At 67.5% G+C, this 16,074-nt stretch carries 15 protein-coding genes; 14 read left to right on the top strand and 1 reads right to left on the bottom strand.

The features are described from left to right. Positions 1-14 precede the first annotated feature (14 nt). Together uvrB and ACLFA2_RS01595 are read left to right on the top strand one after the other, a co-directional pair. Positions 15-2,087 carry an excinuclease ABC subunit UvrB gene (uvrB, locus tag ACLFA2_RS01600; protein WP_021201530.1) on the top strand — a complete coding sequence of 691 codons (2,073 nt, stop codon included), beginning with the start codon at positions 15-17 and terminating at the stop codon, positions 2,085-2,087. Between the two features lie 11 nt (positions 2,088-2,098). Beyond that, positions 2,099-2,449 (top strand): TfoX/Sxy family protein, encoded by a 351-nt coding sequence (locus tag ACLFA2_RS01595; protein ID WP_021201529.1) that lies wholly within the window; start codon positions 2,099-2,101, stop codon positions 2,447-2,449. A gap of 35 nt (positions 2,450-2,484) precedes the next feature. Here ACLFA2_RS01595 and ACLFA2_RS01590 read toward each other — a convergent pair whose 3' ends face one another. Further along, entirely contained in the window at positions 2,485-2,727 is a 243-nt protein-coding gene (locus ACLFA2_RS01590) for a hypothetical protein (RefSeq protein ID WP_172889137.1), read from the bottom strand. 45 nt (positions 2,728-2,772) lie between these two features. On the opposite strand from ACLFA2_RS01590, the gene ACLFA2_RS01585 reads away from it, so the two are divergent. The 12 genes from ACLFA2_RS01585 (at position 2,773) to gap (ending at position 16,073) form a co-directional block, all read left to right on the top strand. Then, positions 2,773-3,216 carry a MarR family winged helix-turn-helix transcriptional regulator gene (locus tag ACLFA2_RS01585; protein WP_021201527.1) on the top strand — a complete coding sequence of 148 codons (444 nt, stop codon included), beginning with the start codon at positions 2,773-2,775 and terminating at the stop codon, positions 3,214-3,216. 71 nt (positions 3,217-3,287) lie between these two features. Further along, positions 3,288-4,043, top strand: a complete 756-nt coding sequence (locus ACLFA2_RS01580) for a DUF4129 domain-containing protein (RefSeq protein WP_426621920.1) — start codon at positions 3,288-3,290, stop codon at positions 4,041-4,043. Continuing rightward, a complete protein-coding gene (locus ACLFA2_RS01575) occupies positions 4,040-4,513 on the top strand; it encodes a hypothetical protein (protein WP_297558148.1) in 474 nt (157 codons plus the stop codon). The genes ACLFA2_RS01580 and ACLFA2_RS01575 overlap by 4 nt, the downstream gene beginning before the upstream one ends. Next, a complete protein-coding gene (locus ACLFA2_RS01570) occupies positions 4,510-5,481 on the top strand; it encodes an AAA family ATPase (protein WP_401064795.1) in 972 nt (323 codons plus the stop codon). Before ACLFA2_RS01575 ends, ACLFA2_RS01570 begins: the two co-directional genes overlap by 4 nt. Further along, positions 5,478-6,791 carry a DUF58 domain-containing protein gene (locus ACLFA2_RS01565; protein WP_426621919.1) on the top strand — a complete coding sequence of 438 codons (1,314 nt, stop codon included), beginning with the start codon at positions 5,478-5,480 and terminating at the stop codon, positions 6,789-6,791. Before ACLFA2_RS01570 ends, ACLFA2_RS01565 begins: the two co-directional genes overlap by 4 nt. Beyond that, positions 6,788-7,381: a hypothetical protein gene (locus ACLFA2_RS01560; protein WP_167253904.1), complete on the top strand. Its 594-nt coding sequence runs from the start codon at positions 6,788-6,790 to the stop codon at positions 7,379-7,381. Before ACLFA2_RS01565 ends, ACLFA2_RS01560 begins: the two co-directional genes overlap by 4 nt. 9 nt (positions 7,382-7,390) lie before the next feature. Then, positions 7,391-10,279, top strand: a complete 2,889-nt coding sequence (uvrA, locus tag ACLFA2_RS01555; protein WP_021201521.1) for an excinuclease ABC subunit UvrA — start codon at positions 7,391-7,393, stop codon at positions 10,277-10,279. Further along, complete coding sequence (gene uvrC, locus ACLFA2_RS01550) at positions 10,279-12,183, top strand: excinuclease ABC subunit UvrC (RefSeq protein ID WP_029258309.1); 1,905 nt, start codon at positions 10,279-10,281, stop codon at positions 12,181-12,183. The genes uvrA and uvrC overlap by 1 nt, the downstream gene beginning before the upstream one ends. A 34-nt stretch (positions 12,184-12,217) precedes the next feature. Beyond that, positions 12,218-13,090, top strand: coding sequence for an RNase adapter RapZ (rapZ, locus tag ACLFA2_RS01545; protein WP_426621918.1), 873 nt, complete (start codon positions 12,218-12,220; stop codon positions 13,088-13,090). Between the two features lie 67 nt (positions 13,091-13,157). Next, on the top strand, positions 13,158-14,135 hold the full coding sequence (gene whiA, locus ACLFA2_RS01540; RefSeq protein ID WP_426621917.1) for a DNA-binding protein WhiA: 978 nt from the start codon (positions 13,158-13,160) through the stop codon (positions 14,133-14,135). 185 nt (positions 14,136-14,320) lie between these two features. After that, positions 14,321-14,947, top strand: coding sequence for a superoxide dismutase (locus ACLFA2_RS01535; protein WP_021201518.1), 627 nt, complete (start codon positions 14,321-14,323; stop codon positions 14,945-14,947). Between the two features lie 115 nt (positions 14,948-15,062). Beyond that, positions 15,063-16,073 (top strand): type I glyceraldehyde-3-phosphate dehydrogenase, encoded by a 1,011-nt coding sequence (gene gap / locus ACLFA2_RS01530; RefSeq protein WP_021201517.1) that lies wholly within the window; start codon positions 15,063-15,065, stop codon positions 16,071-16,073. The last annotated feature ends 1 nt before the right edge of the window (position 16,074 follow it).

The following is a 16,074-nucleotide window of genomic DNA, read 5'->3' as shown; positions in this document are numbered from 1 at the left end:
CATACGCTGGAGGTATGCAACCCACGCGCAGTGTCCGTCCTTTCGAGGTCATCAGCGAGTATGAGCCCGCGGGCGATCAGCCGAAGGCCATCGCCGACCTGGCGGCGCGCATCAACGCGGGAGAGACCGACGTCGTGCTGCTCGGCGCGACCGGTACCGGAAAGTCCGCGACGACGGCGTGGTTGGTCGAGCAGGTGCAGCGCCCGACGCTCGTTCTCGCACACAACAAGACGCTCGCCGCACAGCTCGCGAACGAGTTCCGCGAGCTCATGCCGAACAACGCCGTCGAGTACTTCGTGTCGTACTACGACTACTACCAGCCCGAGGCCTACGTGCCCCAGACCGACACCTTCATCGAGAAGGACTCCTCGATCAACTCCGAGGTCGAGCGACTGCGCCACTCCACGACGAACTCGCTGCTGAGCCGCCGCGACGTCATCGTCGTCTCGACCGTGTCCTGCATCTACGGACTCGGGGCTCCCGAAGAGTACCTGCGCGCCATGGTCGCCCTTCAGGTGGGGGAGCGCTACGACCGTGACGCCCTCATCCGCCAGTTCATCGCGATGCAGTACAACCGCAATGACGTCGACTTCTCGCGAGGCAACTTCCGGGTGCGCGGCGACACCATCGAGATCATCCCCGTCTACGAAGAGCATGCGATCCGCATCGAGCTGTTCGGCGACGAGATCGAGGCTCTGTATTCGCTCCACCCGCTCACAGGAGAGGTCATCGAGAAGCTCGACGCCGTGCCGATCTTCCCCGCCTCGCACTACGTGGCCGGCACCGATGTCATCCAGCGTTCGATCGGCACCATCGAGACCGAGCTGGAAGAGCGCCTGGCCGAGTTCGAGCGGCAGGGCAAGCTCCTCGAGGCGCAGCGTCTGCGCATGCGCACCACTTTCGACCTCGAGATGCTGCAGCAGTTGGGCTTCTGCTCCGGCATCGAGAACTACTCGCGCCATATGGATGGACGCGCGCCCGGCGAGCCGCCGCACACCCTGCTCGACTTCTTCCCCGACGACTTCCTGCTGGTGATCGACGAGTCGCACGTGACCGTCCCGCAGATCGGTGCGATGTACGAGGGCGATGCATCGCGCAAGCGCACACTCGTCGATCACGGGTTCCGGCTGCCGAGCGCCATGGACAACCGCCCGCTGCGCTGGGACGAATTCAAGAACCGCATCGGTCAGACCGTCTACCTGTCCGCCACTCCCGGCAAGTACGAGATGGGCATCGCCGATGGCATCGTCGAGCAGATCATCCGCCCGACCGGTCTCGTCGACCCGGAGATCGTGGTGAAGCCGTCGAAGGGGCAGATCGACGACCTGCTCGAGGAGATCAGGGTACGGGTCGAGCGCGACGAGCGCGTCCTCGTCACGACTCTCACCAAGAAGATGGCTGAGGAGCTCACCGACTTCCTCGGTGAGCACGGGGTGCGGGTGCGCTATCTGCACTCCGACGTCGACACCCTGCGTCGCGTCGAGCTGCTCAGCGAGCTGCGCGCCGGCGTGTACGACGTCCTCGTGGGCATCAACCTCCTGCGTGAGGGACTCGACCTTCCCGAGGTCTCCCTCGTCGCGATCCTCGACGCCGACAAGGAGGGGTTCCTGCGTTCGGGGACCTCGCTGATCCAGACCATCGGTCGTGCGGCCCGAAACGTGTCCGGCGAGGTGCACATGTACGCCGACAAGATGACCGACTCGATGACGAAGGCGATCGAGGAGACCGACCGGCGTCGCGAGAAGCAGGTCGCGTACAACAAAGAGCACGGCATCGATCCGCAGCCGCTCCGCAAGCGCATCGCCGACATCACCGAGGTGCTGGCGCGTGAGGGCGCCGACACGGCAGAGATGTTGTCCGGTCGCGGTCGCGCCACCGGCAAGGGCAAGTCGCCCACGCCGAACCTGCGCCGCACGGGTATCGCGGCCGAGGGGGCGCAGCAGCTCGAAGCCACGATCCAGGATCTGTCCGATCAGATGCTCGCGGCAGCGGCCGAGTTGAAGTTCGAGCTCGCCGGGCGCCTGCGTGACGAAGTGCAGGACCTCAAGAAAGAGCTCCGTGCCATGGAGCGCGCCGGGCACGCGTAGGAGGCGGGCTGATGGATGCTGCGGGGAACGAACTCGCCGATCGGGTGCGTGCGTTGCTGGGCGTGGACACCGAGATCGAAGAGCGTCGGATGTTCGGTACCAGGGCGTTCCTCGACGACGGCCGCATCCTCGTCGGTGCGCGTCCGGGTGGCGTCCTTCTGGTGCGCGTCGATGACGAGAACGGGGCCGCGCTGCTCACGGAGCCCGGAGCAGCGCGGGCCGTCATGGGTGCGCGCACGATGAGCTCCGGCTGGCTCGACGTGGCGGCCGGGGCCATCGAGGACGACACCGCGCTCATGTTCTGGCTCGACGTCGCTCGGGAGTCGACGGGTTCGGCGAACGAGGCTCCAGAGGAGAACTGACGCGACGGGCGGGACCGTCGCCAAGGTCGAGGCCGCTACGGGCAGTGCACCAGGGTCTTCGGCCCGGTGCGGTCGATCTCGTGCTCCGTCATCGGTGCGCCGCAGAGAGGGCAGGCGCGCTCGGCGCGCTCTGCGGCGCTCGGGGGCGGAGTCTTCTCGTAGGGGCCGACGGATGCGGGTCCCGCGAACCGGATGAGGTTCGTGTTCACCCAGGAATACAGCCCTCCGGCGTCGCGGATGCGAGTGCGGAGGGGCGGGCGATCGGAATCCTGTGCCATGTTCATTAGTGTACTAACTATTAGTGCAGATGTATAGTCTCCCTTGTGACAGCATCCGATGACCTGCTCCGGCTCGAGAACCAGCTCTGCTTCGCCCTGGTGACCGCGGCGCGCAATGTCGTCGCCCTGTACCGTCCCATCCTCGAGCCGCTGGGGCTGACTCATCCCCAATACCTCGTCATGCTGGCACTGTGGGAGCGGTCGCCGCGGACTCTCAACGACCTGGCGATCGATCTCGCCATGGAGCCGGCGACGGCTTCGCCGCTCGTGAAGAGGCTGGAGACGGAGGGGCTGGTCGTGCGTCAGCGCAGCAGCGAGGACGAGCGGCGCCTGGAGATCACGCTCACGCCGGCGGGAACGGCGTTGCGTGACCGGGCGGTCGACGTTCCGCACCAGGTCATGGCGGCGGTCGGCATGGGCGTCGACGAGATCGCGGCGCTTCGGGACGGTCTCGGACCTTTCGCGGGGCGTCGTCCTGACCTCGGCTGACGCGTCGTGCGCTCACGGCTCGCGGGAATCGACGACCACGAGGTGGGGGAGCAGCCCCCTAGGGTGGAGGCATGTCGCGCCCCGAGCCCTCGATCCCGGGGCGGGAGCGTGCCGGGACAGACCGGCCGCGGGGGCTTCTGCTCCCGCTGATCGCGATAGCCGGCTTCTTCGCGACGATCATGTTCGCTGCCTCGGCACAGGGCCTTCCGCAGTTCGGAGGATGGTTCACCGCTACCGAGGAACGGGCAGGTGACGACGTCCTGCCGACGGCGCCGACGGAGACCGCGCCACCGCCGTTCGATCCCCCTGAGGATTCGCCGTTGCTCGCGATCATCGGCTACGTCCTCGCGGCGGTCGTCGTCGCCGTCGTGCTCGCGATGGTGTACCTCGGTCTTCGACTCCTGATCCGCTACCTCGTGGGTCTCTGGCGTGACCGTCCGCTCGCGCGTCGCGAGGCGGCGCGGGTCGATGCCCGGGTCGTCATCGCACCCGCGGCCCACGCCGAACCGGACGAGGCGACGATCCAGCGTGGAATCGCGGAGGCGCTGAGGACGATCGACGGTCGGCCTCTGCCCGGCGACAGCATCGTGGCGGCGTGGGTGGGCCTGGAGGAATCGGCGGCGGATGCCGGCGCCGGCCGCGGCGTCAACGAGACGCCGTCGGAGTTCACCGTTCGCATCATCGGCCGACGTGCGGGGATCGCCGACGATGTCGTCGCCCTGCTGGGCCTCTACGAACAGGTGCGCTTCGGCGGGCACGACGCCGACGAGCGCGATCGGGCCCGAGCCGCCGAGTGCCTCCGCGGCATCCAGAAGGGCTGGCGATGAAGAGACGGATCCTGGTCCTGGGCGTCGGTGCCGCCGTCGCTGTGATCGTCCTGCTCCTGCTCGGTCAGGTGGGCTTTCCGGTTCCGTTCGTCTTCGCCTGGATGATCCTCGCCATCGCGGTGGTGTGCGCCTGCCGACAGGAGTTCATCGAGGTCGGGCCTGTCTGGCCCCCCGAGAAGCCGAGCCGCAAGACGCGCGGCTCGGAGGTAGCCCGCATGGCCTGGGCGATCAACACGCGCACGGGAGTCGCCGGGCACGTCGTCGTGCGCCGGGTGCAGAGCGTGTTGAGAAGACGACTCGCCCTGCGTGGACTCGACCTCGACGATCCCACGCATCACGCGCGCATCGACGCGCTGCTCGGCGGGGGAGTGCGCGACGCCCTGCACGGTCGTGAAGTGCGGAGCACCGACATCGAGATCGTGCTCGACGCGATCGAACGAATCCCGAATGACACGGAGGAGACCGGATGAGCAGCCAGGAGACCACGCAGATCGCCGCCACGGGGCGTCGAGTGCTCGACAGCGTACGCGGCGCCGTCGTCGGGATGGACGAGCCCCTCACGATCGCCCTCGCTGCGATCCTCGCGGGTGGCCACGTGCTCTTCGAAGACGTTCCGGGGTTGGGGAAGACTCTCGCGGCGAGGAGCCTGGCGTCCGCGCTCGGCCTCGGTTTCCGTCGCCTGCAGTGCACGCCGGACATGCTCCCGGGCGACGTCACCGGCTCCTACGTGTATGCACCGGCCTCCGGTGAGTTCGTGTTCCGACCCGGCCCCATCTTCACCGGCCTGCTCCTGGCCGATGAGGTGAACCGCACCACTCCCAAGACCCAGTCGGCGATGTTGGAGGCGATGGCCGAGCATCAGGTCACCGTCGAGGGCAACAGCTTCGCCCTACCGCGTCCGTTCCACGTGATCGCGACCTCGAATCCGATCGAGTACGAGGGCACGTACGCGCTTCCCGAGGCGCAGCTCGACCGGTTCATGGTGCGGCTCGCCGTCGGCTACCCCGGGCCGGACGATGAGACGCGCATCATCCTCGACCGCGTACGCCGACAGAGCCCCGATGCGTCTGTCGATCCGGTCATCGACGAACGGGGGCTCCTCGCGATCCAGGAAGCCGTCGAGAGGATCCACGTCGATGCCGATGTCGTCCGGTACTGCGTGGAGCTCACGAGGTCGACGCGGGATGCGACGCATGTCGCGGTCGGCGCCTCGCCGCGCGGATCGCAGGCTCTCGTCCTGCTCGGCCGCGCACTCGCGGCCCTGGACGGTCGCGATTACGTGCGGCCGGACGACATCAAGCGCATCGCGGAACCCGTGCTCGCGCACCGGCTGACCCTGACGCCGCAGGCCTGGGCGCAAGGAGTGGATCCCCGGTCCGTCGTGGCGACGGTGGTCGAGGCCACGCCGGTGCCGCCGACCGTGGCCGCGGTGCGATGACCGAGCAGGTCCGTGTCACGGCACGTGCCCCCGTGCACTGGAGTCGGACGCCCGTGATCGCGATCGGACTCGCCGGCTCGACGATCCTCGCTGCCGTAGGGCTCGTCTTCTCGCGACCCGACGTGATCGGCATCGGGCTTCCGCTCGCGCTCGCGACGGCATGGATGCTGCTGCGTCGGCCCGGTGACGATGTGCTGTCGATCGAGCTGCGTGCACGCCCGGAGCGCTCGGACGGCTCATCGGAGGTCATCGCCGCGGCAGATGCGGTCCTCGACGGCGACTGGCTCCAGATCGCGGTCGATCAGGAGGAGCAGCGGTCGGGTGTCGCCGACGTGAAGGTCGGGAGCTCCGTCCTCACGTCGCGCAACCGCCTGCAGCACTCCGGTCCTCTGGAGCTGCTCGGAGTGACCGTGCGCGGGGTCGCTCTCGACGGCGCGTGGGTCACCGAGGCTGCTCCTCGCGTCGCACTGGAGTGGAATACACCGCCGCGGCATGTCCGGATCGGGCGTCTCCCGGTCGCGCCGCGATTGAGAGGTCTGCACGGTGCCCATGAGGGATCGCGGCCCGGCCATGGCGGAGACTTCCGCGACATCCATCCGTTCGCCCCCGGCGACGAACTGCGCCGCGTCGACTGGCGGGCGACCGCGCGCGCCGCTCGCCGACCGGGTGAACTGCTCGTGCGACGCACTGCCACCCTCAGCGATTCCTCGGTGGTGATCGCGGTCGACACCGCGGAGGATCTCGGGACCGTCGTCGCCGCCTGGGGAGCGGACGATGCCGACCGGGCAGGCGTCACCTCGCTGGACCTCGCGCGGGAGGCCGCGCTGTCCATCGCCACCGCGGCGGTCGGCGTCGGCGATCGGGTGGCGTACCACGCGCTGTCGCCCGGAGGTCTCAGCCTTCCCTCCGGTGGAGGTGCTCGTCATCTCGCGCGGGTGCGGGACGTGATCGCGGCGACGGGTCAGAGTGAGGAAGACTCCCGGTACCGCCGGTCGCCGGTCGTGCCTGCGGGATCCATCGTCTTCGTGCTCTCCACGTTCTTCGACGGTGTCGCCGCCCAGCTCGCCATCCGTTGGCGGGCGGCGGGGCACGCCGTGGTCGCCGTCGACGTGCTCCCGGCTCCGGACGAGAGCCGGCTCAGCCGTGAGCAGCGCATCGCGCTCCGGACCCTGCTCGCGGAACGCGCGGACATCCTCGTCGAGCTCCGGCATGCCGGCGTAGAGGTCGTCGCGTGGACGGATCAGGACGTCGACGTCGCGATGCGGCTCGCGGCGCTCCGTCAGCAGCGGATGCGGACGGTGCGGCGGTGAAACGCGGTCTCCGTTCGTTCCGGGTGCGGGCGGCTGTGCCCGGCGTCACGGTGCGGCTCCTGCTCGTCGCGATGGTATGGGCAGGGGCGGTCGTGCTCGTTCCATTCCCGTTGTGGCAGGGCGTGGCGGTGATCGCCGCGGTCCTCGCTGTCGTGCTCCCGCGGTCCCTGGCGGCGTGGTTCGCGGCGGCGTGCCTGGTGTTCGGAGTCCTCCTGACCCCACCCGATCCGGGACGCACAGCCCTCGCCGTCCTGCTCGTCCACGCGATCCACGTGCTCGCATCGTTGAGCCTCGTGATCCCGATCTCCTCGCGTGTCGCCCTCGCCGTCTTGGGGCCGAGCCTGTCGCGCTTCTGCATCATCCAGCTGCTGGCGCAGCCCGTCGTCCTCGCGGCCTGGTTGCTGGCGCCGTCGAACGTCGAGCAGGGGATCACGGCGCTCGCCCCGCTCGCCGCAGTGATGCTCGTGCTCGGTGTCGGGCTGGCGCTGAGAGCCGTCCGGAGCTCGGATGTGCCGCGGCCGGCACGATCGGCGGGAGAGGAATCGGTCGCCGAGCGTCCTCGCGGAGCCAATGTCCGTGGCCCCTCGTAGACTTGTTCGGTGCCCATCGTCCCCGTTGCCTCCTCCGGAAAACTCAGTGTCCGCGGTGCCCGCGTCCACAACCTCAAGAACGTCGACATCGACATTCCCCGCGACTCCCTCGTCGTTTTCACCGGCCTGTCCGGATCGGGGAAGTCCAGCCTCGCGTTCGACACGATCTTCGCCGAGGGGCAGCGTCGCTACGTCGAATCGCTGAGCGCGTACGCGCGCCAGTTCCTCGGCCAGGTCGACCGACCGGACGTCGATTTCATCGAGGGCCTCAGCCCTGCCGTCTCGATCGACCAGAAGTCGACCAACCGGAACCCGCGATCGACCGTCGGCACGATCACCGAGATCTACGACTACATGCGCCTGCTCTGGGCGCGTATCGGTATTCCGCACTGTCCTGAATGCGGCGAACGCATCCAGCGTCAGACGGTGCAGCAGATCGCCGATCAGTTGATGGAGCTCCCCGAGCGCACGCGCTATCAGGTCGTCGCGCCGATCGTCTCGCAGAAGAAGGGCGAGTTCGTCGACCTGTTCCGCGAGCTCGGTGCCAAGGGATACTCGAGGGCCATCGTCGACGGCGACCTCATCCAGCTCGCCGAGCCGCCCACGCTGAAGAAGAGCTACAAGCACGACATCGCGGTGGTGGTCGACCGTCTGGTCGCGTCCGACGACATCCTCGGGCGCGTCACCGACTCAGTCGAGACCGCGCTCGGGCTCGCGGGCGGCGTGGTGCAGATCAACTACGTCGACGGCGAGGGCGACGACGCGTGGCAGACGTTCTCCGAGAAGCTGGCCTGCCCGAACGGGCACGCCCTCACTCTCACCGAGATCGAACCGCGCACGTTCTCGTTCAATGCGCCGTTCGGCGCCTGCCCTGCATGCTCGGGGCTCGGCACGCGCATGTCCGTCGACGTCGATCTGATGCTCGGCGACGAAGACCTCTCGATCCGCGAGGGCGTCATCATCCCGTGGACGACTCAGGGAAAGGGCCTGTTCCAGTACTACGAGCGTCTGCTCGAAGGTCTTTCCAATGATCTCGACTTCTCCTTGGACACCCCCTGGCGCGAACTCCACTCCGACGTGCAGAACGCCGTGCTGCGCGGCGAGAACTACAAGGTCTCCGTCAAGTGGAAGAACCGCTACGGCCGCGAGATGCGATACACCTCCGGTTTCGAGGGTGTGGTTCCGTACATCGAGCGGCAGTACCTGCAAGCCGAGTCCGACAACCAGCGCAACCGCTGGGGTGAGTACCTCCGCGAGGTGCCCTGCCCCGTGTGCGATGGCAACCGGCTCAAGCCCGAGGTCCTGGCCGTGCAGGTGCACGGTCATTCCATCGCCGAGGTCTCGCATCTCAGCCTCGCCGACGCGCGCGCTTTCATGGAGACCCTCACCCTCACCGACCGTGAAGCGAAGATCGCGGCCCAGGTGCTGCGCGAGATCCGCCTCCGCCTCGACTTCCTTCTGCAGGTCGGTCTCTCGTACCTGAACCTCAGTCGTTCGGCGGGCTCCCTCTCCGGTGGAGAGGCGCAGCGCATCCGGCTGGCGACGCAGATCGGCTCGGGGCTGACCGGCGTGCTCTACGTGCTCGATGAACCGTCGATCGGACTGCACCAGCGCGACAACCGCCGCCTGATCGAGACGCTGCTCACCCTGCGCGACCTCGGCAACACCCTGATCGTGGTGGAGCACGATGAAGAGACCATCGAGGCAGCGGACTGGGTCGTCGACATCGGTCCCGGTGCCGGAGTCAACGGTGGCGAGGTCGTGCATTCGGGCCCGTATTCGGCGCTGCTCAATGACAGCGCATCGATGACGGGGGAGTACCTCTCCGGTCGCCGCGAGATCCCGATGCCGACGAAGCGGCGGAAGATCGACAAGAAGCGGATGCTCAGTGTGGTCGGGGCCCGTGCGAACAACCTCCGCAACGTCACCGCCGACTTCCCGCTCGGCGTCCTGACCGCGGTCACGGGGGTCAGCGGCTCCGGCAAGTCGTCGCTCGTCAACGACATCCTCTACCAGGTGCTGGCGTCGCGCTTGAACGGTGCACGCACCGTTCCCGGCAAGCACACGCGGGTGACCGGGCTCGACAACCTCGACAAGGTCGTGCACGTCGATCAGGCACCGATCGGCCGCACCCCGCGATCGAACCCGGCCACCTACACGGGGGTGTTCGACCGCATCCGCACGCTTTTCAGTGAGACACCGGAAGCGAAGGTCCGTGGATACCAGCCCGGCCGATTCAGTTTCAACGTCAAGGGCGGCCGATGCGAGGCATGTTCCGGTGACGGCACGATCAAGATCGAGATGAACTTCCTGCCCGACGTGTACGTCGACTGCGAGGTCTGCCACGGCAAGCGTTACAACCGCGACACGCTCGCCGTGCACTACAAGGGCAAGAACATCGCCGAAGTGCTCGAGATGCCGATCGAGGAGGCAGCCGATTTCTTCGAGCCCATCCAGGCGATCCACCGCTACATGAAGACGCTCGTCGACGTCGGGCTCGGGTACGTGCGGCTGGGCCAGTCGGCGACGACGCTCTCCGGCGGCGAGGCGCAGCGCGTCAAGCTGGCGACCGAGCTCCAGCGTCGCAGCAACGGGCGCAGCATCTACGTGCTCGATGAGCCGACCACGGGTCTGCACTTCGAAGACGTCCGCAAGCTCCTCGAGGTGCTCAACGGCCTGGTCGACAAGGGCAACACGGTGATCGTCATCGAGCACAACCTCGACGTGATCAAGTCGGCGGACTGGGTGATCGACCTCGGACCTGAAGGCGGTTCCGGCGGTGGCCAGATCGTCGCCACGGGTACCCCGGAGCAGATCGCCCGCGTCGAGGCGAGCCACACCGGGCTGTTCCTCGGCGAGATCCTGGGTGAGGGGCGCTCCGCGCGGAAGGCCAGCTGATGGCCGATGTGCTGTCGTACAAGCCGAGGCCGGGGGAGATTCCCACCGACCCCGGCGTGTACCGCTTCCGCGACTCTGCCGGCCGTGTGCTCTATGTGGGCAAGGCGAAGAACCTGCGTCAGCGTCTGTCGAACTACTTCGCACCTTTGCGCACGCTGCATGAGCGCACCCGTCGTATGGTCACCACCGCCTCGTCCGTCGAGTGGACGGTGGTCCCCACCGATGTCGATTCGCTGCAGCTCGAATACATGTGGATCAAGGAGTTCGATCCGCCCTTCAACGTGCGTTACAAGGACGACAAGTCCTACCCGTTCATGGCCGTGACCCTCGCGGACGAAGCACCCCGAGTGATCGTCACCCGCAACCGCAAGATCCCCGGCGCACGGTACTTCGGTCCGTTCCCGAAGGTCTGGGCGGTGCACGAGACCATCGACCTGATGATCAAGGCATTCCCGATCCGCACGTGCAGCGACTCCAGCTACCGGCGTGCCATGCAGACAGGCCGTCCGTGCTTTCCCGGGCAGATCGGCAAGTGCGGGGGCCCCTGCTCGATGACAGTGAGCATCGAGGAGCACCGTGCCATGGTCGACGACTTCGTCGCCTTCATGGCAGGTGGCGATGAGCGTTTCACCCGCGAGCTCACGAAACGGATGCTGGCGGCATCCGCGGCGATGGACTATGAAGCAGCGGCCAAGTACCGTGACAAGCTCTCGGCGATCGAAGCCGTGCTGGGCAAGAGCGCACTGGTCCTCCCCAGCGACGAGGACGCCGATCTGTTCGGGATCGCGGAAGACGAACTCGCCGCCGCAGTCCAGCACTTCGTGATCCGTGGCGGCAGGGTGCGTGGTGTGCGCGCCCTGACCATCGAGAAGGAGATCGACATCTCCAGCGGCGAGCTCGTCGAGCAGGTGCTGCAGCAGGCCTACGGAGAGGCGCAGGACGTTCCGCGTCGGATCCTGGTTCCGACACTGCCCGATGACGCCGCGGAGCTCGAGGTGTGGCTGCGTGAGCGCCGCGGCAAGAAGGTCGAGATCGCGGTCGCGCAGCGCGGCCAGCGTGCCGACCTCATGCGCACCGCCACGCTCAACGCGCAGCAGGCACTGATCCGGCACAAGACGCGACGCACCACCGACTACGTCGCTCGAACCCAGGCGCTGACCGACCTGCAGGAGGCGCTCGGCATGGACGAAGCACCGCTGCGCATCGAGTGCTTCGACATCTCCCACCTCGGTGGCACGAATGTCGTCGCGTCGATGGTGGTGTTCGAAGACGGGCTTCCCCGTAAAGACCAGTACCGGTCGTTCAACATCGCCGAGACGACCGACGACACCGATTCCATGTACCAGGTGCTCCGTCGCCGTCTGGCCTACCTCGATCGTCCCGAAGAGCCCGAGGCCATCGACCCGACGACCGACGAGGTCGTGGCGGAAGACGTCGGGGAGGCGACGGTGCGACGCAAGCCCCGATTCGCCTATCCGCCGCAGCTGCTCCTCGTCGATGGGGGACAGCCGCAGGTGGAGGCCGCGGCCCGAGCGCTCCGCGACGCCGGACACACCGAGATCGCGGTCTGCGGCATCGCCAAGCGTCTCGAGGAGGTCTGGCTCCCCGGCGAGGACTTCCCCGTGATCCTGCCCCGCACGAGCGAAGCCCTGTACCTTCTGCAGCGCCTGCGCGACGAGGCGCACCGGTTCGCGATCACGCATCAGCGCAAGAGGCGGCGCAACGACATCGGCTCGGTGCTCGCCGAGGTACCGGGACTCGGGGCCTCCCGCATCAAGGTGCTGCTCAAGCACTTCGGTTCGGTGACCGCTCTCCGCGCCGCCGAGCCGGAACAGATCGAAGAAGTCCAGGGAATCGGTCCCGTGCTCGCTCAGAACATCCACACGCACCTGTCCACTCGCTAGGCTGGAGGCCGAGGGGGAGAGGGAGCACTGAGCAATGACTGACGGGGAGAAGGGCGAGTTCCTCATCGTCACGGGAATGTCCGGCGCAGGTCGGACGACGGTGGCGAACGCACTCGAGGATCTCGGCTGGTACGTCGTCGACAACCTGCCTCCGCAGATCCTGCGTCCGCTGCTCGATCTGACCGATATGGGCGGCACTGCTCTGCCGAAGGTCGCGGCGGTCGTCGATGTGCGCGGACGCAACCTCTTCGACGACTTTCCCGGCGTGGCGCGCGCACTGCGCTCCCGCGGTTCCGTTCGCGTGCTCTTCCTCGACGCGTCCGACGACGTCCTGGTACGTCGGTTCGAGTCCGTGCGGAGACCGCACCCGCTGCAGGGCGAAGGTACCCTGCTCGACGGCATCCGCATCGAGCGAGCCCGGCTCGCGCCGATCCGGGAAGCAGCCGACCTGGTGATCGACACGTCGACGCTCAACGTCCACCAGCTCGCCACCCAGGTCTCCGACATCTTCTCCGAGGAGGGGGAGGCGCGACACCGGGTCACGTTGCTCAGCTTCGGGTTCAAGTACGGGCTGCCGACGGATGTCGACATCGTCGCGGACATGCGATTCCTGCCGAACCCGTTCTGGAACGAGGAGCTGCGGGGCCTGACGGGGCAGGACGAGACTGTTCGCGAGTACGTGCTCTCCCGGGATGGCGCGATGGAATTCCTGGACGCCTACTCCGCGGCGCTGGTGCCGGTGCTCGAGGGATATCAGCGCGAGAACAAGAGTCACTCGACGATCGCGATCGGCTGCACGGGGGGAAAGCACCGCTCCGTCGCCATGTCGGAGGAACTGTCGCGCCGCCTCGCCGCGATCCCGGGCGTCGCCGTGAACGTCCGTCACCGGGACCTGGGCCGAGAGTAGCGGGCCGTCCGGCCGAGTAAGCTGGACGTTTGCGTCGCGATCCGGCGCGTGAACGTGAAGGAGTGTCGTGGCACTAACCACCGACGTCAAGGCCGAGCTGGTCAGCATCCGCAATGCACCCCCGACGGTGCGAGTCGCGGAAGTGACCGCCATCCTCCGGTTCGCCGGTGGTCTGCATTCGATCGCCGGTCGCGTGGCCGTGGAGGCCGAGGTCGACGCGGAGACCCTTGCACGCCGCGTCGCTCGTGACCTCGCCGAGATCTACGGTGTGCGACCCGAGATCGCCCAGGTCCAGTCGAGCACCGCGAACGATGGCGCACGCTGGGCGGTGCGCGTGATCGCGCAGGGGGAGACCCTCGCCCGTCAGACCGGGCTGCTCGACCAGCGTCGGCGCCCCGTGCGCGGATTGCCCAACAGGCTCACCACCGGCTCGCGGGCCGAGGTCGCGGGACTGTGGCGCGGTGCCTTCCTCGCCGCAGGATCCCTGAGCGAGCCCGGACGCTCGGCCATGCTCGAGGTCGTCTGCCCCTCGTCGGAGGCCGCGATGGCCCTCGTCGGTGCGGCGCACCGCCTTGGAGTCGCCGCCAAGGCGCGCGAGGTGCGCGGGATGCCCCGCGTGGTCGTGCGCGAGGGCGAGGCGATCCGCACCATCCTCAACGAGATGGGTGCACGGAAGACCGCCATCGCGTGGGAGGAGCTCCGCCAGCGCCGTGAGGTGCGTGCCGGCGTCAACCGTCTCGTGAACTTCGACGACGCGAACCTCCGCCGTTCCGCACAGGCCGCTGTCGCGGCGTGCGCACGTGTCGAGCGCGCACTGGAGATCCTGGCCGACGAAGTCCCCGATCATCTCAAGGTGGCCGGCGAACTCCGTCTGGCGCACCGCGACGCCAGCCTCGACGAGCTCGGCCACCACGCCGACCCGCCCCTGACGAAGGACGCCGTCGCCGGCCGCATCCGCCGTCTGCTCGCGATGGCCGACAAGCGCGCGCAGCAGGAGGGCATCCCCGGAACGGAAGCCGCGGTCCCCGTCGGACTCGACGTCTGATCCGCCTCTCGACCAAGACCCGCCGACCGGCACCCGGACGGCGGGTCTTTCGTCATACGACGGAAGGATCGGGGGCGCCGCCGCGTTGTCGTCAGTAGGATGAATCACGTCCGCTCTACGCCGCACATCGGCGGCGCGGAGGATCGGCAAGCGCCGCGGCGCGGCGCGGATTGGATGAAAGCGATATGGCGACCTACACGCTCCCCGACCTTCCCTACGACTTCGCAGCCCTGGAGCCGCACATCAGCGGCAAGATCATGGAGCTGCACCACGACAAGCACCACCAGGCCTACGTGACGGGTGCGAACACCGCACTCGACCAGCTCGCCGAGGCGCGCGAGAGCGGAAACCTCGCGAACGTCAACAAGCTCGAGAAGGACCTCGCCTTCAACCTCGGCGGTCACGTCAACCACTCGATCTTCTGGACGAACCTGTCGCCGAACGGCGGCGGTCAGCCCGAGGGTGAGCTGAAGGCGGCGATCGACGAGTACTTCGGCTCGTTCGAGAAGTTCCAGGCGCACTTCACGGCAGCGGCGACCGGCATCCAGGGCTCCGGGTGGGCGGTCCTCAGCTGGGATTCGATCGGCTCGCGTCTGATCATCCAGCAGCTGTTCGACCAGCAGTCGAACACCGCGCAGGGCACGATCCCGCTGTTCCAGCTCGACATGTGGGAGCACGCCTTCTACCTCGACTACCTCAACGTGAAGGCCGACTACGTCAAGGCCGCGTGGAACATCGCGAACTGGGAGAACGTCGCCCAGCGCCTCGAGGTCGCCCGCAAGCAGACGAACGGCCTGCTGGTACTGTCGTAATCGGGTCGCGTCCCGACGGGCCACGGCTCGTCGGGACGCCCTCTCAGCCAAAAAACCCCGCGCTCCACGCGTGCTGGAAAGCAGCGTGCAGTGCACGAGAAACAGGGAGACCTGAGTGTCTGTCAAGATCGGTATCAACGGCTTCGGCCGCATCGGACGCAACTACTTCCGCGCGGCTCTCGCGCAGGGAGCGGACCTTGAGATCGTCGCCGTCAACGACCTCACCGACAACAAGACCCTGGCGCACCTGCTGAAGTACGACTCGGTGGGCGGCGTCCTCGACGCCGAGATCAGCTACGACGATGAGAGCATCACCGTCAACGGCAAGACGATCAAGGCGTTCGCCGAGCGCGACCCCGCCAACCTCCCCTGGGGTGAGCTGGGCGTCGACATCGTCATCGAGTCCACCGGCTTCTTCACCAAGGCTGAACTCGCCAAGAAGCACATCGAGGCCGGCGCGAAGAAGGTCCTCATCTCGGCCCCGGGCACCGGTGTCGACGGCACGTTCGTCATGGGCGTGAACGAGGACACGTACAACCCGGAGACCGATCACATCATCTCCAACGCCTCCTGCACGACGAACTGCCTCGCGCCGCTCGCCCAGGTCTTCAACGACGCTTTCGGCATCGACCGCGGCTTCATGATGACGGCTCACGCGTACACCGCGGACCAGAACCTGCAGGACGGCCCGCACAGCGACCTGCGTCGTGCACGTGCTGCCGCGATCAACATCACGCCGGCGTCGACCGGTGCTGCCAAGGCCATCGGCGAGGTGCTCCCGGAGCTCCAGGGCAAGCTCAGCGGCTCGTCGTACCGCGTTCCGGTTCCGACCGGCTCGATCGTCGACCTCACCCTCATCACCGACCGTGAGAACCTGACGGTCGACGAGGTCAACGAGGCGTACAAGAAGGCCGCTGCCGAGGGTCGCCTCGCCGGCTACCTCCAGTACAACGAGGACCCGATCGTCTCTAGCGACATCGTGCACAACCCGCACTCGTCGATCTTCGACTCGACGCTCACCAACGTGAGCGGCAACCTGATCAAGGTCTCCAGCTGGTACGACAACGAGTGGGGCTACTCCAACCGTCTCGTCGACCTGACCGAGTACGTGGCCGAGCGCCTCTAAG

Origin of the sequence: Microbacterium sp. As-52 (assembly GCF_049949185.1) — a bacterium.
Taxonomy (GTDB): Bacteria; Actinomycetota; Actinomycetes; order Actinomycetales; family Microbacteriaceae; genus Microbacterium; species Microbacterium maritypicum_A.
The sequence above is the reverse complement of the archived record's forward strand: the minus strand, read 5'-3'. Positions and strand labels throughout refer to the sequence as shown.